Genomic DNA, 22,533 nt, shown 5'->3' on the forward strand with positions numbered 1-22,533 from the left:
CCCCACTAGTGCCACCTTTTCGCAGCGGCATCATCGAGGATCAACACCCAGTCCTCCCGCTGCGAAGGCACCGGCGAAGCCTCGGGTAGGGGAGGAGTAAAACTCAGCGCCTTCGAATTGTCGAATGCCCCGATATATTTCGTCTTGCCCGTCCGCGGATCATACCAACCCGCATCAAGGATCGAACCCAGACCGGCGTTTGCCCGGATCGAAATATCCCGGCCATAGGCGCTATACACAAATGCATAGTCCTTCCCCCTCGTAGCCTGTATCCGTTCCGCCCCGCAACCGCCCTCACTGCCCAACATCCCCTGCGCAGGAACCCGGTCGGCCATCGGCCTCGACTCCACCAGCCGGCGCAGATATTTCATCTCATTGGCGCCGGGAAAGTCAAGCGCCTCCTTCCAGCCATGCAACGCCGCAAAGAAGTTGCTCCCCTTCGGTCCAAAAAAGATCACCGGCCCACAACCGTACGTGTGTCCGCAGGCCCCGGCAAACACGCTTAGATACGCAGACTTGCGCACATCATACGCATTGGCGTATCCCAGCTCCTTCGGATTGAAACACACCGGCATCTCCTCATAGATATTCTCGCCGTTGACCACCGGTTTGCCCGGTGTCCGGTTATAATCGTTGCTCACCGTTTCCCAAACCTCCGTATCCCGGCAATGACCCGTCTGCAGCATATTCAGATCGAGCCAGCCATCCTGCTGGAACCATTGCGACGAGCTGCCCGTCCCCTTTGGCTGCGGGTGAAAGGTCATCAACGCCTTGTCGGCCCCGCCTACGCCCTCGGTAACACCCTTTGCCAACGCCCGCCATACGGCTACATCGGCCGATCCCGGCCGAGGGTCCCGGTCACCCCCGATGATCCAGATGAGATTGGTCTTGTTCCGAAACCGCGCCCCGATCCATCGGCCGTAGGCATAAATGTTCTCCGCATGAAATATCTCCGGTCCCTTTCCCCACCAGTCCTTATACACCTTATCCCCCCAGGTCGGTAACAAAGCGATATACAACCCATACGAAGCCGCGACATCGATCATACTGTCGATATACGCGAAGTATTTTTCATTGGGTTTCGAGAAGGTTGTATCCATAAAAGGAAGATCACCGTTCGCATTCGGCGTATGAAGCCCATCCAATTCGGGCAATGCCACTGCCTGTATTACATTGAAACCCTGCTCCGCCCTTTTTTGAAAATAGGTCGTCGCCTCCGCCCGGTTCAGCTGGTGGAACAGCTCCCAACCCGTATCGCCAAGCCAGAAAAATGGCCTGCCGTCCGTAGTTTCCAGTAAATGATGCGTATTGCTGACTCGGATGGGTAACAGCTGTCCAACGCAGGAATGGACAACCAAAAAGAACGAAAGAAGAAACACCTCCCGGGCAATCGGGAGGTGCTTGAAAACCGTATGCATAGTACAATAACTTTCGGTCAGGGTCTACTGCGCCGGTTTTTCATAAGGATCGAGCTCAGGAAGTATTACGAAGGCGTCCCCCATTGCGGCTCACGACGAAAATGGACCGGTTGAAATAACACGGTCAGCGTGTTTTACAGTTTCGTCAGGACATCGGAATACGCATACCTGGCTACGGACAAAGAAACGTGTTCCGGGTATAACAACGGGTAAATCAACCGGAAATTGCCGGAAAAATACAGAAAACCTTTAGGGCTATATCGCTACCTTTTGCAGGTTTTGAAAGCTGATCTTCACATCCTCCAATGGCTTCGGCGCACCATCCTGCTCTACAAAGAAATATTTCATTCCGCTATCACCCGCATGCTCGAAGATGCGCTTGAAATCGATGGTGCCGTTCCCGATCTCCGTAGGCTGCTTCGTATCCTTGCTCAGATCCTTCACATGCCAGAGCGGGAACCGGCCCGCATGCTGCTTGAACAATTCCACAGGATCCTGTCCCGCCTTGGTGGCCCAGGCCAGGTCCAGTTCCATCTTCACTTCGTTCTTATCCGTATGCCCAAGGATATAGTCAAACGGCCGTACGCCCCCCACATTGTCGAATTCCGTCGTATGATTGTGATAAGCGAATTGAACCCCCACCTTCTTACACGCCTCACCGGTCTTGCTGAACACCTCGGCCGCAATCTTTATCTCGTCCAGCGTATTGACGGGAATCGATGAACAAACCAGGTAGCTCAGCCCCCCTTCCGCGGCCTTATCGGCCAACTCTTTATAGTTTTCCTTGAGATTCAGCGCCTTCGGCCGGTTCTTAAACCGCTCGATCATCGCCTTCACCCGCGCGGAATCCTGCGCCGTCCTGGCCATTTTCATCATCTGCTCAGGACTGAACGGCGCGCCGCCCACATGCGCGCTCCGCCAGTGCATCCCGGCTTCTTTGACGATCTTCGCCAACTCCTTCGGCTCGTATCCATAAAAATTCCCTTTTTCACTGCCCGCGCTCTCCACTTCTTTGTAACCAATCGCCGCCACTTCCTTCAGCGTACCCACCGGGTCCTTCACCATCAGGTCGCCCAGCGTATATAGTTGAAGACCCGCCGGCGGCATCGCCGGGAAACGGGAATATGCGGAAAAAGCGGCCTGCCCCAGTTTGGGCAGCCCAAGTCCGGCAAGCACCGCCAAACCGGATTGTTGGAGAAATTTCCTTCGGGTTGTCATAAAGCAAGTCTTTTTGTTAAACAAACATAATGGAAATTCGAACGTTAAGAGCATTTTATGAAGGCAATTGTTATCACCGCCCCCGGGGGCCCGGAAGTCTTACAAGTACAGGATCGCCCCGATCCCCAACCGGCCGGCGACGAAGTATTGATCGAAGTAAAGGCCTCCGGTCTCAACCGCGCCGACATCATTCAGCGTCAGGGCAACTATGCCGCACCCGACGGCGTCCCCGCCGACATCCCCGGTCTCGAGGTTGCCGGCATCGTAAAAGCGGGCGGCCCCGCCGTCAGCCAGTGGAAACCCGGCGACAAAGTCTGCGCCCTCATCGCCGGCGGCGGCTATGCCCAATATGTCACCGCCCGCGAAGGCCAGTGCCTGCCCATTCCGCCCAACTACGATTTTATTAAGGCCGCCGCCCTGCCCGAAGCCCTTTCCACGGTCTGGTCCAACGTCTTCCAGCGCGGCGCCCTGAAAGCCGGTGAGAACTTCCTCGTCCACGGCGGCAACAGCGGCATCGGCACCGCCGCCATCCAGTTGGCCAAAGGTTTCGGCGCCACCGTCTATACCACCGTCGGTTCCGAAGAAAAAGGCAGGGTATGCCTCGACCTCGGCGCGCAGCGTTTCATCAACTACAAGACGCAGGATTTCGCCGAAGAATTGAAGGACATCGGCATCGATGTCATCCTCGACATGGTCGGCGGCGACTATCTGCAAAAGAACATCCGCATTCTCCGCCCCGACGGCCGGCTGGTGTATATCAATTCGGTGGCCGGCAATAACCCCGCCATCAATCTCCACCAGGTAATGGTCAAACGCCTCATCATCACCGGCAGCACCCTCCGCGGCCGCGACTACGCGTGGCGAAAAGCCCTCTCCGCCGAGATCCACGCAAAAGTCTGGCCCCTCCTCAGCGCCGGCGCCTACAAGGCCCTCATTTATCAAACCCTGCCCTATACCGCTGCCGCGGAAGCCCACCGCCTCATGGACACCGGCCGGCATACCGGCAAGATCATGCTTTCCTGGGAATAGCCCGCCTCCCGCCAAACCCGAAGCCAGATCAGCCCCCAGTCGCCCCAGGGCCGCCGCCAGGCACAACCTATGCATAGACAATGATAAGCACAAACCACAGGTTATGACAAAGCAAAACACCCATTTTCAACCCGACGCCCGTCACATCGTCGTCGTCGAAGAAGCCCCCGACATGCAGACCGCCGAACGCGAAGCCGATCAATTCCTCATCGCCGAATCGAAAGCCGACGAAGCCGGCTGCTGCTATCAACGCGTGCACTCAAGCGGAATAAAACGCGATAGCGGTTACTATTTCAAGGTCGTCGCCACCTCCTGGGAGATTACCCGATAATCACCGGAATTTCAAACATTCTCCTGGCTTTTCGCCTGCGCGGCCGCAAGGAAGATTCCGAAGAGACGGTCGTACTCTGACATTTTTTTATCCGCGCAACGAATCCTTGTCATAAAAAAATGTCAGTTTTTCATGAAGATCGCGGCTGGCATCCTACTTGTTGCCTGCTTGATTGAATCCAAAAAAAGGAGGATCATATGACAAACATCATCAAAAAAGAAAATGCCCGCCCGGCAACTTTTGGAAGTGTTGTTGATCAACTCTTCCAACAGAATTTCGATCATTGGTTCAACGATGAATTCTGGGGCTTCAATGGACTGCAAACCCGAACGGGAGTACCGGTCAACCTGCTGGAGACCGACAAAACCTACGAACTGGAAATCATTGCCCCAGGGCTGCAAAAGCAGGACTTCCAGCTCAACTTCGCCGGCGACGCCCTCACCGTCTCCTTCGAACACAAAGAAGACAACAAGACACAGCCCGACAATCACCGCTGGGTCCGCAGGGAGTACCGGAAACAATCCTTCACCCGTAGTTTTAAGATCGACGATACGGTCGATGTGGACAAGGCCTCTGCCCGTTATGACAACGGCATTCTTCATTTGACCTTACCAAAAAAAGAACACGCACAACGGATTTCCCGCACGATCAACGTGCAATAGGCTTATCAATAGGCGAACCGAACGGGTCCGCCGCCTACTCTAATAAAGATCCCGTTGCACCGCGATTTTTCACGGACCGCAACGGGATCGCCAATTCAGGAAAGTAGTTGCCGCCGGTAAAACCGGTCGGCATAAATGAAAAGGGTCTCCACATGAGAAAGGATCGCCTCCTGGCAACACGCGCTCACCGGCGGCAAATATTCCTGCTCGATATTCTGAAGGATACCCGCCATCATCTTCTCCTCCTTACCCGCCAGCCGCAACGCCGCCGAAACGGAATCGACGAAAAATCCATATTGATCGAGGTTCCTCTCGACAGAATAATTCCACAACAACTCCGGATGGATCATAAGCCAACATCCACACTCATTCAATTCCCCTTCAACCGGCTGCCCTGGTAAAAAAAATCGCATCACCCCAATATCCGCCTCCTTCTTCAACCAAACAGAAAAAAAATTCAGGACCACGTTCGGCAACCGGTCCGCAGACAATCTTTTGATCCATTCAAAACGGATCACACTCACCAGCGGATGCTCCGGCGGCGGCAGCTCCATCAACCGGCAGAACTCCGGGATGGAATCGATAACCAACCCCTCAAATCCGTCAACTCGTTTCATGCCGCAAAAATACACAAAACGGACCACAGGTCCGTTGGCCAGAACCGGAGGTTCCGACCGAGCCAGACCGTGGCAACGCAGGTCTGGCGAAGGCCTCCCGACATTAGCCCTTGCGCCGCTGCCCGCGGCCGCACTGCGGCCGCCCTCAATTCGCGGCCGCCCCGCGGCCGCGTCTCCTCCACGCCGTAGGTATGCACCCAAACTCCTCCTTAAAATATTGCGTAAAATACTTCGGATTATTGAATCCCACCGTATACGCCACCTCCGCCACCGTCAGCTGGCTCTTCTCCAACAGCTCGGCCGCACGCCTCAGCCGGATATGCCGGATCAATTCCACCGGCGTCTTCCCCGTCAGCAACAACAGCCGCTTGTAAAAAGTGGTCCGGCTCGCATGAAACCGCTGGCAAAGCTCACTCACCGACAATTCGGGATTGCTCATCTCCGCCTCGATATATCCCAGCACCTGCCGCAGGAAGTCGTCATCGGCAGAAGTCACCTCCACCGGCGCAGGACCGGCCTGCACCTGTCGCTGATACTTCTTCTTCACCGTCTCATTGTACTCGATGATATTACGCATCTTCGAGAGCAGTACTTCGAAGTTGAACGGTTTCGTAATATAGTCGGCCGCCCCCGTCTGTAATCCCTGCAACACCCCCGTCTCACCCGCCATCGCCGTCAACAGGATCACCGGCGTCTGCCACGTCCGCTCATCCGTTCTTATCTTCCGGCATAGCTCGATGCCATCCATATGCGGCATGCTGATATCACTCACCACGATCTGCGGATGCCCCGATAACACTTTCCGCCAACCCTCCTTCCCATCCGCAGCCTCGATGATCTTATAGTAAGCACGAAGGTTATCCTTTAAATAAAATCTGAAATCTTCATTATCCTCCACGATCAGCACCGTCGGCGCGACGGCCGCTCCGACGTCTTCTTTCAACTCCTCCTTCACCTCTTCAATAGCCTCCTCCGGCCAGTCCGCAGCACCAAAGGCCGCCGCACCCAAGCTCGCCGCAGGCGCCCCCACCTCCCTAAACGGCAACTCCACCGTAAAACACGAACCCTCATTCACCGCACTCTCCACCACCAGTGTCCCCCCTTGCATCCGCACAAACTCTTGCGTGATCGACAACCCAATCCCACTCCCCTGGTTGATCAACGTCTCAGGGATCTCATTCTGAAAGAACCGCTCGAAGATCTTCTCCTGCTTCTCCGGTGCGATCCCGATCCCGTTATCCCGGATCGCGATCGACAAAAGCACATTCTCCGCCTCCCGCCGCCGGACCGACACCGCCACATTCACCGACCCATTCTCCGGCGTAAATTTAAAAGCGTTCGAAAGCAAATTAAAAAGAATGCGCTCCAGCTTATCATGGTCAAAACGGGTCACCAGCGAAGTACATTCCCCCGCATCATACGCAAAAGAGATGTTCTTCTTCTCCGCCAGGTCGACAAAGCTGTTCGCCGTGTCCCGCACGAACCTCACCACATCCCCCTCCCGCAAATGAAGCTTCAGCTCGCCCGCCTCCATCTTCCGGAAGTCCAGCAGCTGGTTCACCAGGTGCAGCAGCCGCTTGGCATTCCGACGGATCATCTCATAGCTGCGCCGTGAATCACCGCCCCCTCCATGCACCAGCAGCTTGTCCACCGGCGCCAGGATCAGTGACAATGGCGTCCGCAATTCATGACTCATGTTCGTAAAGAACCGGATCTTCATCAGGTCCATCTCATGCATCCGCCGCGTTTCCCGCCGTTCATTCTCCAGAGCAAACCGCATCCTCGCCCGCTGCAGCAACACCCGCCGCGCAAACAAAAGCGCCCCGGCCAACAGCAATACATACACCCCGTACGCCACCGGCGTCTTCCACCACGGCGGAAGTACAACAATGGTCAGCACAGCCTGCTGATCGTACCACTCCCCATCCACATCCGCCGCCTTGACCTTGAAGGTATAGGTTCCCGCATCCAGGTTCGTATACGTGGCCTTCCGGACCTTACCATCCGTGATCAGCCAGTTACGATTGAACCCCTCCAGCATATACGCATACTTGTTGTTCGCACTGGGAATATAACCCAGCGATGCAAACTCCAGCGAAAAGACATTCTGTTGATGCCGTAGCGTCAACTCGCTGGTCTCCGAAAGATTCTTCGTCAGCAGCACCCGCCCGTTCACGGTATCACCCACATGCACGCTCTTATCGAATAGCTCCAATCCCGTAAGCAGCAACGGCGGGGTATGCCGCTCCGGCTGGATATTCTCCGGCCGGAAGATATTGAACCCGTTAGGCCCGCCAAACAACAGGTGCCCATCCCTCGTCGCCAGCCCCGCCCGCTCATTGAACTCCCGCGCCTGCAACCCATCCGGCTCATGGAAATTCCGGCACCGGATGGCCAATTGCGAAAGCCCGGGCCTTGCCACGACCGTGATCCGCGAAAGCCCATTGGCCGTACTGATCCAAAGCCGGTGAAGACTGTCCTCCGTGATGTATCGTACGACGTTATCGGGCAACCCGTCATCCGTATTGAAAGTTTGAAAGGTCTTCCCGTCCGGGTTCAGGACACTCAACCCCTCCCGCGTACCCGCCCACAACCGCATTCGGCTGTCCAGGAACAGCCAAGTCACATTATTGGTGCTCAGCTTGGCGTCATCGGGAATAAAATGCCGGATCGCCCCCGTTCCCCGTTCGATGAATTCCACCCCATAACCGGTCCCCACCCAAACATTTCCCTCCTGATCGGTAATGATCGACGAGATATAATCGTTCAGGATCGAGTTCGGCAACGTGCTCTTGTAATGAGTGAACCGCCCGCTCCGCCGGTCCAGCCGGTCCAACCCACCCGCCAGGCTGCCCACCCAGATCCGCCGGTCCCAATCCTCGCAAAGACACATCACCCGGTCATCGGCCAGGCTGCCCGTATCGGCATCCCGGTGCCGGTAATGGATAAACCGCTTTCCATCAAAACAATCCACCCCCCCGAAATACGTCCCGATCCACAACTTGCCGTCCCGGTCCATCAACAGGCTTACAATAATATCGCTGCAAAGACTGTTTTTATCGTGATCATCGTGTACCCATTGCCGGAAGCTGTTCTTCTTCCGGTCGAAATAGATCAGCCCACCCCCGTTGCTTCCGATCCAGACATTCCCTTGCGCATCTTCTGCAAAATGGTTGATATCGTCAAAAGGAAGGGACCCGGCCCTGCCTCGCTCGTACCGGTATTGGGGAAATTGGAAATCATTCTGAGGTAAATAGCTCACCCCGTTTTTATACGTTCCCAACCAGACCGTACCCGTCGTCATATCCCGGAATAGAGAAGTGATGCTGTTGTCCGTCAGGCTCTTGCTGTCATCGTCGATATGGCTGACAAAATGCACCGAGAAATTCCGCTTGTCGACGATATCGACGCCGCCATGATCCGTGGCAAGCCACACGGCCCCGCCCCGATCCTGCACGGCCTGCAATACGAAATTGCTGTTCAGCACCCGCTCCCCCGCATCCAACGCCAGGTGCCGCCACTGCTCCGTCGGCGGATGAAAATAGTAAACCCCTTTAAAGACCCCGTTCGAACAGATCCATAGATCGTCCTGCCCATCGATAAACAACACCGCCTGGATCAGCGTATTCCCAAAATCCTTTTTCAACGCGTCCGACCGAAAACGTATCCTGCCGGTCCGGCCGTCGATCTTCTCCAACACTCCGTCCTGGTGAATCACCCAGCAATCCCCATGGCTATCCTCCCGCGCCGACGCCACCGGACCCGCCGCCAACACACCCGCCCGGAAAGAAACGATCCTCCCATCCGATAGATAATGATACACCCCGCTGTCCTTATATATAAACCAATACCCCTTTGCCGAAGGCGAAGGGGCGATCGTCAGCAATTGATAGGCCGGCAACCCCAACCGCCGCAAATACCCAGCATAGTCGCCGTCGAACCGGTCCAGGTCATAATCGTATAGCGCAAACCGCCCCTTCCGCGACTCCACCCACATCTTCCCCCCGGGCCCCTCGAACAACTGCTCGATATAATTGTCCCCGATCGTCCATCGGTCCCGCGGATCATGCCGGTAGGGGCGGAACTGGTACCCATCATACCGGTTCAAACCGGAAACGGTCCCGATCCACATAAAACCCTGCTTGTCCTTATAGATACCCGTGATATGATTATTGGAAAGCCCGGCCGTGACAGTAAGGTGGGAAAATAAATACTCTTGGGGCTGACCCAAAAGTCCGCCGGCTGCAAACAGGAGGAAAAGGCTTAGCAAGCACTTCAGTTTTGGCATAAAAAGACAATCGCTATCCCAAATATAAACATTTCACCCCCCATTTTAACCGATTTCACGCCCCTTTGTCCTACACAAGACTCCTACTTTTAACGGGAGATATAAACCGATTGCAGTGTGGCATTATGCGCGCAGGTAATCACCCGCTGGTAATCATCCAAAACTATTCTTGCGTATGAAAAAATTTATTAATCTATTGTTTGCTTGTTCGGTTTGCCTTTCTCTCTCCATTCCGTTATCCGCCCAGAACAAGACCGTCACCGGTACGGTCTCCGACCAGAACAACATCCCTCTCTCGGGGGCCAGCGTTACCGTCAAAGGCCGGAAAGGCGGAGTAACGACCGATGGCCACGGGTCGTTTAAGATCACCATCCCGTCCCAAACAGACGTCCTGGTCGTTTCCTATGTCGGCGCGCCGCCCCAGGAGGTTCACCTGGACGGCCGCACCGCCCTCACCGTGACCATAAATGTCGCCGACACCCGGCTCGGTGAAGTAGTGGTCATCGGCTATGGTACTCAACGGAAACAGGACGTCAACGGCGCCATCTCCTCCATCAGCTCGAAGGATATTGCCAATATTCCCCAGTCCAACGTCGATCAGATGCTGCAGGGCCGGCTGTCGGGAGTCACCGTCACGCAGAACTCCGGTCAGCCGGGTGCCGCCGTGAGCGTCCGAGTCCGCGGGATCACCTCTTTTACCGGCACCGAACCCCTGTACGTAGTGGATGGAGTGGCCATCGACGGGAATGCATCCCAGCAACCCAACTCCAACAGCCTTGCAGTCAACGTCTCTCCCGGCCCTCAGGAGACGTCCTTCAGCGTCCTGACCAGCCTCAACCCCAACGATATCGAGTCGGTCAACGTACTCAAAGACGCTTCGGCCACTGCCATCTATGGCAGCCGGGCCGCCAACGGCGTGATCATTATCACGACCAAAAGAGGAAGGGCGGGTCAGGGAAAACTCAACTATGATTTTTATTACGGCCGGCAGGACCAGGACAAATTCTTGAAGATGATGAATTTACCCCAGTTCGCCGCCTATGAGAACCAACTGGCCGATTTCTTCGGCACTACCCGGAGGATTGAATTCGCCGACCCCTCCAAACTGGGGCCCGGCACCAACTGGCAGAAAGCGATATTCAAAGGCGCACCCGAATACAACGGCGCCCTTTCCTTCTCCGGCTCCAATGGCAAGACGGACTATTACATCTCCGGCGGCTACTTCAAACAACAAGGCACAGTCATCGGCTCGGACTTCAACCGGTATACCTTCCATGCCGCCGTCAACTCCCAGACAAAAGACTGGCTCAAAGTCGGTTCCAGCCTCACGGCAAATCAGAACAAGACCAACGTCTCTCTCGGTAACCAATACGGGATCATCTACGACGCCCTGCTCCAGGCCCCGGACGCATCGATCTACAACGCCGATGGTTCGTTTGCGGGACCCGTGGTCGTCAATGGCGTGGCCCAGGGTTACCCGAACCCCATCGCGCTGGCCTCCCTCGTCTCCAACTACCTGGTCCGCACCAACGTTCAGGGAAACCTGTTCGCCGATGTCCGGTTCCTAAAGGATTTCACCGTGCATTCCGAGCTGGACGGGAATTTCAACTGGACCCAATCGCATATCTTCAACCCCACCTACTCCTACGGCGCCGCCGGCTCGGTACCGGCCTTCACCAATACCCAGAACGCCCTGCTCTTTGACAATACCTACGATACCTACTGGAGCTGGCTCGAACACCTCAACTATACCCACACCTTCGCGGCAAAGCATAATGTGAACGTGCTGGTGGGTCATGAGGTTTGGGAATCCAACTACGATGGCATCACCGCGGGGGTCAAACAATTCATCAGCGGCAATACGGTCCAAACCCTCAACCTGGGAAGCCAGCCCACTACCGTGGACGGAGAACCGAAGGGTAGCACGTCCATGGAATCCCTGCTGGCCCGCGCCATCTATACCTTCGATAACAAATACAGCATCACCGCCAACTTCCGCCGTGACCGGTCCTCCAACTTCGCGCCCGGCCATCAAACGGGCAATTTCCCCGGGGTCGCCGTCTCCTGGAAACTGTCCGAAGAGCCCTTCATGACCGGGATCAGCAAAACACTCAGCACGCTCAAAATAAGGGTGGGCTACGGTACCGTCGGCAATGCCAACATTGGTCAATATAAATATGGGTCCGCTATCAATGGCGTGGCCTCCGGTCTCGGCGAAGCCTTTCTCTTCGCCAACCTCCCCAACCCCAACCTGACCTGGGAAACCGCTCTCCAAAAAAACATCGGCCTGGACTTCGGCCTGCTCGACAACCGCATCGAAGGTTCGGTCGAGGTTTACAAAAAGAACTCGAAGCACTTCCTCTTCCAACAACCCCTGCCGGCCTACCTGGTCGGTGGTACCGCCGAATATTCCAATAACTCCGTAGTCCAGCCACCGTGGGTAAACGCTGGCGAGATCGAGAACACCGGCGTCGAGTTCAACATCAACAGCCGCAACATCGTCAACAAGAATTTCACCTGGTCGACCTCGCTGGTGTTCACCCACTATACCAACCACATCGTCTCCCTGAACGGGTTCCCCGCGCTGGCCGGTTACGTGACTACCGGCTTCGGCCCGACGATCCTGGCCACCTGGTCGAAACCGGGCGGCCCGGTCGGCGAATTCTATGGGTACAAATCGCTGGGCGTGATCAAGACCCAGGCCCAGTTGAACGATCTCATCGCCAATCCGCAAAACGTGCTCGGGCTGACGGGTGGCGCTACGCAACCCATCACCAGCGACCGGACGGTAGCCAGCGGAGTTTATCTCGGCGACCTCCTCTACGCAGGCCGCGATGCAAAAGGCGACCCCAACAAACAATACAACCTCGGCAACCCCAATCCGTCTTTCACCTATAGCATCGGCAACAATTTTACCTACAGGGACTTCGACCTCTCCATCTTCCTGGTGGGTTCATACGGCGGAAAGGTATTCAATGCCGTATCCCTCCAAACACAAGGTGAATATGGCCTTTATATGAACCAATTGGCGAAAGTCGCCAACTACTGGACACCCTCCAATCCGAGTTCGAATATCCCCACCCCCCGCGCTTCCTTCGGCAACAATAACTTGGTCATGTCCGACCGCTTCATCGAGAGCGGGTCCTTTCTGCGCATCCAAAACGTGCAGCTCGGGTACAATCTGCCGCAGAACATCGCCCGCAAAGCAAAACTTGCACGCCTGAGGGTATATGTCAGTGGCCAGAATCTGCATGTCTTCACCAGGTACAGCGGCCTCGACCCGGAAGTAGGTTCCCTGAACCAAAATCCTCTTTTGCAAAACATCGACTACGGCCGCTATCCGACCCCCCGGGTGCTCACCGCCGGCCTGAACGCAGAATTTTAATAAACCAACAAAAACAGTATGACACAATATAAAAACCTTCTTCTCGTATCCTGCTTCCTCCTGGCAATCGGTTCAGGGTGTAAAAAAGATTATTTCAATCGCCCGCCCGAGAACGCATTGACCGTAGGCACCTACTACCAAACAGTCGCCCAGGTACAAAATAGCACGGACATCCTCTACGCCGCACCCTGGTTCGGCCTTAACGGCAAGGCGTTCCTCGCCATCGGGGACCTGGCCGGCGGCAACGCCGCCTGCTATTCGGGTACGGACGGCTCCTTCGACGCCTTTCGCAATCTCTCGGAAGGCAACGCCACCCAAACCGTTCAAAGTGCCTGGAACGCCCTTTACACCGTTGTCGCACAATCCAACGAACTGCTGATCAACCTGCCCGGCGCCGCCACCACGGCCGGCATCCCAACCGCCACCATCAACAACGCCCTGGGCGAGGCCCACCTCATCCGCGGCCTGGCCTATTTCTACCTGGTCCGCCTCTTCGGCAACGTACCCATCATCACCAATCCGACTAATGACGCCAACACCTTCACCTCCGTACCCACAAACCCGGTGACCGATGTCTATAAGTTCATCACAAACGACATGGGTTTTGCCGTCCGGAACTGCACCGCGGGCGTCGCCAACACTGGCCACGCTTCCAGCAATTCCGCCGCCGGCATGCTCGCAAAGGTCTACCTGTACGAGCAGAATTACGACAGTGCGAGATACTTTGCCGAATTGGCCATCAATAGCGGCGAGTTCGGCCTGGTAGGGCTCGATGCCCCCGGCACTTTCACGTCGATGTTCGAACTGGCCGGTAATAATTGTAAAGAATCGATGATCGCTTTGCAATGGACCTCCAACGCAGGTTACGGATTCGGCAACCAGCTCCAGTCCGTTATCGCCGCCAATTCGACCATCACCGGCACCGGCGACGGCTACGGCGAACTGGGACCCAGCTGGGACCTGCAGGATGCATTCAAAACCGCCGGCGACTCCATCCGCCGTCACGGCACGATCATGCTGGGGAATGACTTCTATCCCGAACTCCAGAAAGCCGCCGGAGGCTACTCGGTACCTCCCAGCATCAACGAACAGGGCATGCACGCAGGCATGAAGAAATACGTCGTCGGCGACCCGGATGACAACGGCGGCCTGGCGGCAAAACAAGCCACCTCCAACAACACCTATCTCCTACGGCTGGCGGATGTCTACCTGGTCGAGGCCGAAGCCATTCTCGGAAAGGCGGCAGGCGTGCAACCCGGCTCAGGCATCCCGCTCTCGGCTTCCACCGCGGACCCGACGGCGCTGAAGTATTTCAACGCGGTTCGCCAGCGCGCCGGCCTGACCTCGCTGTCCAGCTTCACCTACCTGCAGTTATTGAACGAACGCCGCCTGGAATTCGCCATCGAAGGAGACTATTGGTACGATCTCTGCCGCATCGACGGTTTCAACAACCAACACCACCCCACAGCCATCAGTATCATCTCGGCACAAAACCGCGGCAACAGCAGCGGCGCGGGAACAGCACCCAACTACACGGACTTTACCCGCAACACATACACCGTTACCCCCACTGACAATCAGTTCCTGCTGCCCATCCCGGCATCGGAATCTTCCGTCGACCCTGCCTTGTTACAACCACCGGTTCCTTATAAGTTTTAATAAAATAGTTTATGAAAATATTACCCATCTTCATCGCAGTTCTGGCAATCGCTTCCTGCAAAAAATATGACTCCCTCGGCTATACGCCGGGTTCCGGCGCTCCAACCATTGCATCCGTCCACACCTATTTCAAGACGGACAGCACCCCGAGATTCGATACCATCGTTACCTATGCCCCAGGTGGCCAGCCGACCTATTCGAATAAACAATACGGCCCACGGCCCGTGCCGTTCGACTCGGCGACTACCGCCGGGCAACTGGGCAACTATTATCTCATCCAGGGCTCGAACCTGGGCGATGCGACAAAGGTCACGTTCAACGGGTACGTCGCATATTTCAACCGGGCCTTCAGCACCGACCATTCGATATTGGTCCAGGTCCCCTCAAAGACGCCTTATTATGGAGCGCAGGCCAATGACAGCCTCGTCGTCACCACCACCCATGGCGTCGCTGCTTACAAATTCACCATCATCCCGCCCGCTCCGACGGTCTCCGGTTACTCCGACTTCAATTTTACGTCAAAGAATAACTTCCAGATGACGCTTAAAGGGGTTGGCTTCGCCACCGTTACGGCCGTAAATGTACAGGGCGCCGTATCCGGTTCGAGCCCCGTGACCATCGTCAGTCAGAACGATTCGGTCATGGTCGTCTCCTTCGCATCTTCTACCGTGACCCGCGGCGTGCTGGCCTTCACCTATAGCTCGAACGGGAATTCCCTTACCGCCCTCGGCTCCCAGGAGCTGGTCAATATCGACGCGGCCTACCCGATCTTCACCGGCGGCGCGATCGCCTCGGGCTGGGGCAGCTGGTCCTGGGACAACGCAACGATCACCAATACAAAAGCAATGACCTCCTCCACCACCTGGAACGCACAGTTCAGCGGCGGTGGCTGGAAGATCGACGGCTTCCGCGAAGGTGGCGGGACCGCAACCGACGGTCTTGTGTATTCCCCGGATTATTCCTATCTCGTCTTCTGGGTCTTTGGCGGCACCGCCAAGGAAACCCTCTATATCGAATGGGGCAACGAAGGCTTCGCCAACGGCGGCGGCAACCAGATCAACGCCGTGCCCATCCTGCCTGGTGTTTGGAACTACGTCAAGATACCCATCAACACCCTGTTGTGGAATACATCTACCACCAACTGGGCGGCCAACAGCTCACAGCTGCTCAATACGGTGGCATTTTTCATGAACAGCAACAGCGTTACCGAACAATTGTATTTCGATGATGTCCTTATAGTAAAATAGAATGAGATTTCCCTTAGTCTTTATCCTTCTCCTGGGAACGGCGGCCTGCGGTAAACACGGGTCGCCGCAACCCAATAATCCCGGCAATAACTCGAACCCTGTCCGGCACGTCGATTCGAACTATAACCCCGTGGACCCCGTCCCGCCGGTCACCATCGGCTTCTTCGGCAACGCCTGGACGCCGCGCACCCTGTCACTGCCCGCCGACAGCCCCGTCGCCAATTCTTCCACCCTGGCCGTCAGCGACTCGCTCGTCATTGACGTAAACAAGGTACTCGCCAAAGTGCCGCCCACGATCTACGGCAACAACTCCAACCTCTGGATGGGCCAGATCATCACCCAACCCAGCCTCATGCAATACATAAAGGATCTTTCCCCCAATATCATCCGCGCCCCCGCAGGAAGCAACAGCGATCTCTATTTTTGGAACGGCAGCGACGCCAGGCCAAAGCCCTCCGACGCCCCCGACAGCATCCTCGATCTCAATGGCAATTCGATTCCTATCAACGCCTGGTACGGCGATAACACCCAGGACTGGACGCTCACCCTCGCGAATTATTATACCCTGCTCGCACAAACGAATTCCACAGGCATCATCACCGTCAACTACGGCTACGCCCGTTATTCTACAGGCGCCAGTCCCGTCGACTCCGCCGCCCACCTCGCCGCCGATTGGGTTCGGTATGACAACGGCCGGACAAAATTTTGGGAGATCGGCAACGAGACCTACGGCAACTGGGAAGCCGGCTACCGCATCGATCCGGCAAAGAACCGCGACGGCCAGCCCGCTATTGTTACCGGCGCACTCTACGGCCGGCACGTAAAGGTCTTCGCTGACTCCATGCGGGCCGCCGCAAACGCCACAGGCGCCACGATCTACATCGGCGCCACTCTCTACTCCTCCCAACCCCAGTCTTATGACAACAGCACGGTACAAAACTGGAACCAGGGGGTGTTGGCAAACGTAGGCAGCGCCGCCGACTATTACATCGTCCACGATTACTTCACAGCCTACAATGCGAATTCCACTGCCCCCGATATCCTCGCCACTGGCACCGGCGAACCGCCAAAGGTCATGTCCTTCCTTAAGCAACAATGGCAAAGCGCCGGCGCGGCCGCAAAGCCCGTCGCCATGACCGAATGGAATATCCAGGCGGTCGGCAGCAAACAAAACACGTCATATATCGCCGGCATCCACGCAGTCCTGGCCCTCGGTGGATTTATTAAGAACCAATATGGCGAGGCCAGCCGCTGGGACCTCGCCAACGCCTGGGCCAACGGCGACGACATGGGTATGTTCAATGTCGGGGACCAGCCAGACGCTCCTAAGTGGAATCCCCGTCCCGCGTTCTACTATATGTATTATTTCCAGAAATGTGTCGGCGATCGCCTGGTTGATGACTCCCTTAAAAAAGCCGATAACGATTTGATCACATATTCCTCTACCTTTAGCTCCGGCCAGGCCGGCACCGTCCTCGTCAATAGAAGCACGGCGATCCATGTGGTGTCTATCGATTTTCAACATTTCCCCGCCGGAGCCAGGTATCACTGGTATATCCTCACCGGCGGAACAGATAACGCGCCGTTTTCAGGCAAGGTCTATGTAAATGGCGCCGGACCTACGACCGCCACCGGCGGCCCCCCTGACTATGCATCCATAAGACCCGCCGGAGCCGCCCTTACCGGCACCATAAACATCACCGTTCCCCCAATGAGCGTCGTCTACCTGGTCGCCGACAAAAAATAACCATGAACAAATACTACGCGGTCCTCACCTTGCTCTGCCTGTTGGATCATACCTACCGCCGCCCCACAGCCGCTCCCACGATCGGCTTCTTCCTCGACAGCTGGACCGAAAAGAAATTCATCCTACCCGCCACCCTCGTCAACCCCCGTGCAACGCCCCTTACCATCCGTCTCGACATCCATCACTTCCATCCCGGCAAAAATGTTTATTGGTATACCCTCGCCGGCGCCGCCGCCGGCGAAGCCGACACCACCGAATTCCCCCGCAAAGTCTTCGTCAACAACAAATCCACCACCGTCCCCGCCCGCGGCGCAGTGTTCCTGGTGGTAGAGAAATGAAATTGAAGTAAAGATTACCGGGAATTGTTCTTGCGTGCGCGAATCTAAAAACCGACCAGGGCATCTTTATAAAGCTCGCCCAACCTATTGCGCAATTCCTCTGCTTTGTTGTGATCGATGTACACCGCATACAAATCCAGCCGGGACGGGCAAAACCCGTCCGAAAGCCAACCTGAATTCTCGCCCGCAAAAGAGCAAAAACCAAGTATATAGCTATTCTATCAAAATATCGTACTTCCCCAGCAATCCCCTCACCCCCTCCAACGAAAACCGCGCCTTTTTAACCCGGTTCCCCGCCGGATCGATCGAATAGTTGAACGCCCCCCGCAGATCCGCCTTCTCCAGCACGGTTCGCTCAAATACCGCATCCGCCAGATCACACCCATCAAACACCGCCTGGCTCAGATCACACCCGGTGAAGTCCACTTGCCGCAGTTGACATCGTGAAAAATTCGTCTTCTTCATCTTCATCGCATAAAAAGAGGAATGATCCAGTATGCATCCCCCGAACCCGCAGGCAAGACCAAACATCGACGCCTGATCGAACCGCATTCCCAGCATCTTGCACTCCCCAAATCGAACATCGCGAAACACCGTCGCCGATACCGCCGCCATCGACAGATTGCAACCCGTGAACACACAATCGACAAAAATAATCTCGGACAAATTGACCGAAGAAAGATCGCAGTGGAGAAACGTACAATGGTCATAGTGACCCTTTGCCGGTGGTTTTGCTTTAAAATCGATCGTCTCGAAAGTTTGATCTTCCACAAAGGCATCCATAATGGTAAGATAACGTATATTTAAAGAAAAAGCCATGCCTCCTGCGAGAAAAGACCTGGAGAACCCAATAGGTGGACTGTTCCTGATGATGATCTTTACCAGCATCTGGACAGTCGTTGCCGAAGTGGCGCTGGAATTCAAAGACTATGGCGCCATCGGCGTATTCTTCGGGCTCGTCGTGCTCTACTTTCTCGCCCATTATATAAAATTCCACCACGTCGAACAATCCCTCCCAAAGAACCCTGATGCGACCGACACCCAGGAAGAACGCCGCCGCTCCCGCCAGTTCCTCTACATCTTCGGCACCGAAGGCCTCGCCATCCTGGTCGTTAAAAACGTCCTCGTCAATACCAACCTCGACTATCTCTTCATCCCCAGCCTCGCTCTCATCGTCGGCCTGCACTTCTTCCCCCTCGCCCGCATCTTCAAACGAAAGTTCGACTACTTCGTCGCCGTCTGGACATCCCTCGTCGGCCTCACCGGCCTGGCGCTCATCATTCAAAAAACCCTGCCACCCAACACCGCCATCGCCATCGTCGCCGTCGGCTCCGCCCTGGCCACCGCCGCCAACGGCCTCCGCGCCGTCATCAACGGCAATCGTATCATCGGCCGCTCTTATCCCGAATAGCCGCCACCCGAAAGGTCATAGTTTCTTACTACCCACTCACCCTGGTTTTCACTGAAGGATTTTTGCATGTAAGCGATTGTAATTGACGAAAAAACGCGGTTTTTTCACACTAAGTGTTTTTCTTACACTTTGTCTGCATCCCAATTTGTCCCTCTTCCGTATCTTTTACTCAACTCTACCGATATGATCCCTTCCCAAAAAGACATCGACGGTGCATATGCTGCGAAGATTTATCTGGACAATCACCCGTTCCGTCAAGTCTCGATCCCTTTGCTCGTAGAGCATACCGGTCTTTCCGAAAGACGCCTCAAGGAAGCCTTTCTCTATCAGTTCCAGATCTCGCTCGAACACTACACCCAACTCCTCCTCGCCCGGCACTAACGCCCGCATCAGCCAGACCTCATTCGGCGGCGGCCGCAATCCGCGATGTTACTACAAACCGATGCCTCCCCGATACAACCGCCACCCGGAAAAACCCTTCCTTCCATGACCCCTTATCCAACACCCTCCCATCCAATACTACCGCATCATTAACCCCCGCCGGCACATCTACCTCCGCCCGCACATTCGGTGGGATTACAACCGTCCATCGCAACACCCCCGCTTGCCGCTCCCACTCGGAAGAAACAGCACCCCGCACTGTCGACAACGTAGCCCCCACATGCGTGAGCCCACCGACCGGCCGCATCCTCAACAACAGCTTATTCATCCCATACGCATCTTCCGCCGGATTGATCCCCGCCAACCCCCGGTAGAACCACTCACTCACCGAACCGAACATCGGGTGATTCCAGCTGTTCTGATCCGTCAACGCCCAGGACTCGATCAACGTCGTCGCTCCATGATCCCGCATATAGGCATAACCCGGAAATTCCCGCTGCGAAACGATCCGGTAAGCAAGATCATTCCGGTCCCATCGCCGTAGAACATCGAACAACATCTTCGTCCCAAAGATACCCGTCGACAAATGCCCGTGAGCATCCACGTCGATCAACCGCTCCAGCTCCGCAAAACTCCGGGAAGGATCCTTAGCCAGTCCCCACCATAGTGGAAACACCTGCGTCGTTTGATTCGCAGCCGTATCATAAAGCCCGGAATCACCCTGCCGGTAGCGCATATTGAACACAACCCCGATACTGTCCGCCAAACCCGACCAACGCCGCTCATCATCGACCCGACCCAACAATCCCGCCAGCTCCGCAAGCAGTTTCACATGCCCATAATAAAAAGCTCCGCTGGTCACCGGCACATGTTTCGGATTAACCGCCTCATGATCTCCGATCCCCCAATCGATCAACCCCTCCTTCGCCTTGCCGCGCAGCAACTCCACCAACCCCACCGTCCGCTGATATTGCTCCTCAAGCACCCGCTTGTTGCCATAAAAAGTATACAACTCCCGCTGTAAAAAAGGAAAGGCCAGCTGCCAGCCGATCGGCCCCGTACCCCCGCCAAAACCCTCATCCGCGATCCCATTATACGGCGCACATTCTGTCATCCCCCCGTTAGGCCGCACCGCATCCGCAAAATCCCCCAGCGTCTTGGGATAAAAACAGCTCATGTCGTAGTTATACATAAAGGCATCAGCCGTCGCGACAATATCCCCGCCATAACCCTGCTTCTCGCGACCCGGGCAATCCGACTGAACGCTGAACAGGTTGCTCAAAAAAGTATTCCGGACCATCTCCTGTATTCCGTTGAGCAGGGTATCGCTACAAGTAAAGGTACCAACGGCATCCACGTCCGTATTCAGCCCAACTCCCCACAGGTCGTCCCTCGCCGGCCGCCCGTCAAGCCCGGTGATCTCCACATAACGGAAACCATGAAACGTAAAATGCGGCTGAAAAACATCCTGCCCGTCACCCCGGCAGATATAACTGTCCTCCTGGTACGCCGTAGGCGGCGCGCCCGGCCCGCCATTGACATGCCACTGCTCCTTGATCTGTCCCGCCACGGTCGTCAACCCGTTCACATGTCCATTCGGCTGCAGGATCTCGCCATACCGGAAATGCACCTCCTGCCCCGCCCGCCCCCGAACCTTCATCCCTATCCAGCCGGCGAAGTTTTGCCCAATATCCACCACATACACCCCCGGCCCCGGCTCCGTAACAGCCAACACATCGAACTTTCGCTTCGAACGGATCGGCGGCATCATCGCCGCTACCAACCTTCCACCCGGCGCATCCACCGCCACCGCCGCCTTCGAAAAGTCCAATTTTACCCGCGCGTCGATCCTCTCCCCCAAAAACACATTGTTGCGCAGGATGCCGCTCTCCGCCACCCGCCAGCTTTCGTCGGTCGCAACCGTCTCCACGCTCCCGTCCATATACACAATGCGCAGATTGGCCAATACCTTCGGCCTGCCAATGCTCAGCGCCTCCCGGAAATTGATCCGCCCCCAAAACCGCAAGGGCAGGGGATTGTACCACCCATTCCCAAGCAGCACATCGAGGGTATTGGAACCCGTATGAAGCATCTTCCCGAGGTCATACACGCTGTAAAAAACGGTATGCCTATAATCCGTCCACGCCGGATCGAGCACCGCGTTCCCCACCTTCTCCCCATTCATCGACGGCTCATTATATCCCAGCCCGCAGATATAAAGTCTCGCCGACCGTATCTTCTTGGAAACAACAAACTCCCTCCTGAACACCGGCGCGGGGTCGTCCTTATAAAAGTCTTCATCCTTCGCCGGCGCCGGCTTTCCATCGCCGATCCACTTTCCCTTCCAGTTCGCCGCGACAAGCATGCCCGTCTCAAACCAACCAGCCTGACTCCAGCCCTTCGTCCGCCCATGTTGATCCCAAACCATCACCTTCCAGTAATATCTCGTAAAAGGCTCCAGCGGACTGCCAACCGGAACGATATTGATATTCTCGCTGTCTGTCACCTTTCCGCTGTCCCACCAATCCCCCTTCCCCCTGGCAAGCGACTCGGTACTCGTCGCGATCAGCACCCGGTAGGCAGACTGATACTGATCTGGCTTCGGCGAGGAAAGGCTCCACGAAAGCCGTGGATGCATCTCATCCATTCCAAGAGGATTGGCGCGATATTCACAAAAAAGCCCATCAACGGCAAGGTCCTGCCCGGCCACCACCAGCCGAAGCCCCATCGCAAGAATAAAATAGAGGTATTTTCGCATAAGGACAATTCAACCCCAAATATAGGGGTTAGTCCTGGTGCCCA

16 protein-coding genes are annotated in these 22,533 nt (G+C 55.9%); 10 read left to right on the forward strand and 6 right to left on the reverse strand.

Annotated elements, in window-relative coordinates:
- Positions 1 to 5 precede the first annotated feature (5 nt).
- The gene (locus VHE34_RS02250) at positions 6 to 1,418 is read right to left on the reverse strand and encodes a glycoside hydrolase family 140 protein (RefSeq protein ID WP_325584130.1); all 1,413 of its coding nucleotides are present in this window, start codon (positions 1,416 to 1,418) and stop codon (positions 6 to 8) included.
- Between the two features lie 255 nt (positions 1,419 to 1,673).
- Entirely contained in the window at positions 1,674 to 2,636 is a 963-nt protein-coding gene (locus VHE34_RS02255) for a sugar phosphate isomerase/epimerase (RefSeq protein ID WP_325584132.1), read from the reverse strand.
- Between the two features lie 57 nt (positions 2,637 to 2,693).
- On the opposite strand from VHE34_RS02255, the gene VHE34_RS02260 reads away from it, so the two are divergent.
- The 3 genes from VHE34_RS02260 to VHE34_RS02270 all read left to right on the forward strand — a co-directional run bounded on the left by VHE34_RS02260 (position 2,694) and on the right by VHE34_RS02270 (position 4,658).
- A complete protein-coding gene (locus VHE34_RS02260; protein ID WP_325584134.1) occupies positions 2,694 to 3,665 on the forward strand; it encodes an NAD(P)H-quinone oxidoreductase in 972 nt (323 codons plus the stop codon).
- A 103-nt stretch (positions 3,666 to 3,768) separates the two neighbouring features.
- Entirely contained in the window at positions 3,769 to 3,996 is a 228-nt protein-coding gene (locus VHE34_RS02265; RefSeq protein ID WP_325584136.1) for a hypothetical protein, read from the forward strand.
- A gap of 197 nt (positions 3,997 to 4,193) precedes the next feature.
- Positions 4,194 to 4,658 carry an Hsp20/alpha crystallin family protein gene (locus VHE34_RS02270; RefSeq protein WP_325584138.1) on the forward strand — a complete coding sequence of 155 codons (465 nt, stop codon included), beginning with the start codon at positions 4,194 to 4,196 and terminating at the stop codon, positions 4,656 to 4,658.
- A gap of 95 nt (positions 4,659 to 4,753) precedes the next feature.
- Here VHE34_RS02270 and VHE34_RS02275 read toward each other — a convergent pair whose 3' ends face one another.
- Positions 4,754 to 5,275, reverse strand: a complete 522-nt coding sequence (locus VHE34_RS02275; RefSeq protein ID WP_325584140.1) for a hypothetical protein — start codon at positions 5,273 to 5,275, stop codon at positions 4,754 to 4,756.
- Between the two features lie 145 nt (positions 5,276 to 5,420).
- Positions 5,421 to 9,545, reverse strand: coding sequence for a hybrid sensor histidine kinase/response regulator transcription factor (locus VHE34_RS02280; RefSeq protein ID WP_325584142.1), 4,125 nt, complete (start codon positions 9,543 to 9,545; stop codon positions 5,421 to 5,423).
- A gap of 193 nt (positions 9,546 to 9,738) precedes the next feature.
- Between VHE34_RS02280 and VHE34_RS02285 the strand changes: the two genes are divergently transcribed.
- From VHE34_RS02285 to VHE34_RS02305, 5 genes are read left to right on the forward strand one after another with little or no spacing between them, the layout of a single operon-like run.
- Positions 9,739 to 12,948, forward strand: a complete 3,210-nt coding sequence (locus VHE34_RS02285; RefSeq protein WP_325584144.1) for a TonB-dependent receptor — start codon at positions 9,739 to 9,741, stop codon at positions 12,946 to 12,948.
- 18 nt (positions 12,949 to 12,966) lie between these two features.
- Positions 12,967 to 14,607, forward strand: a complete 1,641-nt coding sequence (locus VHE34_RS02290; protein ID WP_325584146.1) for a RagB/SusD family nutrient uptake outer membrane protein — start codon at positions 12,967 to 12,969, stop codon at positions 14,605 to 14,607.
- An 11-nt stretch (positions 14,608 to 14,618) separates the two neighbouring features.
- On the forward strand, positions 14,619 to 15,854 hold the full coding sequence (locus VHE34_RS02295; protein ID WP_325584148.1) for a hypothetical protein: 1,236 nt from the start codon (positions 14,619 to 14,621) through the stop codon (positions 15,852 to 15,854).
- A 1-nt stretch (position 15,855) separates the two neighbouring features.
- The gene (locus tag VHE34_RS02300; protein WP_325584150.1) at positions 15,856 to 17,601 is read left to right on the forward strand and encodes an alpha-L-arabinofuranosidase; all 1,746 of its coding nucleotides are present in this window, start codon (positions 15,856 to 15,858) and stop codon (positions 17,599 to 17,601) included.
- 2 nt (positions 17,602 to 17,603) lie between these two features.
- Positions 17,604 to 17,939 (forward strand): hypothetical protein, encoded by a 336-nt coding sequence (locus tag VHE34_RS02305; RefSeq protein WP_325584152.1) that lies wholly within the window; start codon positions 17,604 to 17,606, stop codon positions 17,937 to 17,939.
- A gap of 213 nt (positions 17,940 to 18,152) precedes the next feature.
- Here VHE34_RS02305 and VHE34_RS02310 read toward each other — a convergent pair whose 3' ends face one another.
- Positions 18,153 to 18,722 (reverse strand): pentapeptide repeat-containing protein, encoded by a 570-nt coding sequence (locus VHE34_RS02310; RefSeq protein ID WP_325584154.1) that lies wholly within the window; start codon positions 18,720 to 18,722, stop codon positions 18,153 to 18,155.
- A 34-nt stretch (positions 18,723 to 18,756) separates the two neighbouring features.
- On the opposite strand from VHE34_RS02310, the gene VHE34_RS02315 reads away from it, so the two are divergent.
- Entirely contained in the window at positions 18,757 to 19,350 is a 594-nt protein-coding gene (locus VHE34_RS02315) for a hypothetical protein (protein ID WP_325584156.1), read from the forward strand.
- A gap of 183 nt (positions 19,351 to 19,533) precedes the next feature.
- The gene (locus tag VHE34_RS02320) at positions 19,534 to 19,731 is read left to right on the forward strand and encodes a hypothetical protein (RefSeq protein ID WP_325584158.1); all 198 of its coding nucleotides are present in this window, start codon (positions 19,534 to 19,536) and stop codon (positions 19,729 to 19,731) included.
- 19 nt (positions 19,732 to 19,750) lie between these two features.
- Here the strand turns inward: VHE34_RS02320 and VHE34_RS02325 are convergent, their stop codons facing one another.
- Complete coding sequence (locus tag VHE34_RS02325) at positions 19,751 to 22,489, reverse strand: family 78 glycoside hydrolase catalytic domain (protein ID WP_325584160.1); 2,739 nt, start codon at positions 22,487 to 22,489, stop codon at positions 19,751 to 19,753.
- Positions 22,490 to 22,533: the final 44 nt, after the last annotated feature.

Source organism: Puia sp., assembly GCF_035546395.1.
GTDB lineage: Bacteria > Bacteroidota > Bacteroidia > Chitinophagales > Chitinophagaceae > Puia.

Coding starts and splice junctions, on each gene's coding strand:
- VHE34_RS02295 (WP_325584148.1), top strand. CDS start 14,619: ATGAAAATATTACCCATCTTCATCGCAGTTCTGGCAATCGCTTCCTGC.
- VHE34_RS02260 (WP_325584134.1), top strand. CDS start 2,694: ATGAAGGCAATTGTTATCACCGCCCCCGGGGGCCCGGAAGTCTTACAA.
- VHE34_RS02265 (WP_325584136.1), top strand. CDS start 3,769: ATGACAAAGCAAAACACCCATTTTCAACCCGACGCCCGTCACATCGTC.
- VHE34_RS02310 (WP_325584154.1), bottom strand. CDS start 18,722: ATGGATGCCTTTGTGGAAGATCAAACTTTCGAGACGATCGATTTTAAA.
- VHE34_RS02275 (WP_325584140.1), bottom strand. CDS start 5,275: ATGAAACGAGTTGACGGATTTGAGGGGTTGGTTATCGATTCCATCCCG.
- VHE34_RS02270 (WP_325584138.1), top strand. CDS start 4,194: ATGACAAACATCATCAAAAAAGAAAATGCCCGCCCGGCAACTTTTGGA.
- VHE34_RS02320 (WP_325584158.1), top strand. CDS start 19,534: ATGATCCCTTCCCAAAAAGACATCGACGGTGCATATGCTGCGAAGATT.
- VHE34_RS02325 (WP_325584160.1), bottom strand. CDS start 22,489: ATGCGAAAATACCTCTATTTTATTCTTGCGATGGGGCTTCGGCTGGTG.
- VHE34_RS02285 (WP_325584144.1), top strand. CDS start 9,739: ATGAAAAAATTTATTAATCTATTGTTTGCTTGTTCGGTTTGCCTTTCT.
- VHE34_RS02305 (WP_325584152.1), top strand. CDS start 17,604: ATGAACAAATACTACGCGGTCCTCACCTTGCTCTGCCTGTTGGATCAT.
- VHE34_RS02250 (WP_325584130.1), bottom strand. CDS start 1,418: ATGCATACGGTTTTCAAGCACCTCCCGATTGCCCGGGAGGTGTTTCTT.
- VHE34_RS02300 (WP_325584150.1), top strand. CDS start 15,856: ATGAGATTTCCCTTAGTCTTTATCCTTCTCCTGGGAACGGCGGCCTGC.
- VHE34_RS02290 (WP_325584146.1), top strand. CDS start 12,967: ATGACACAATATAAAAACCTTCTTCTCGTATCCTGCTTCCTCCTGGCA.
- VHE34_RS02315 (WP_325584156.1), top strand. CDS start 18,757: ATGCCTCCTGCGAGAAAAGACCTGGAGAACCCAATAGGTGGACTGTTC.
- VHE34_RS02255 (WP_325584132.1), bottom strand. CDS start 2,636: ATGACAACCCGAAGGAAATTTCTCCAACAATCCGGTTTGGCGGTGCTT.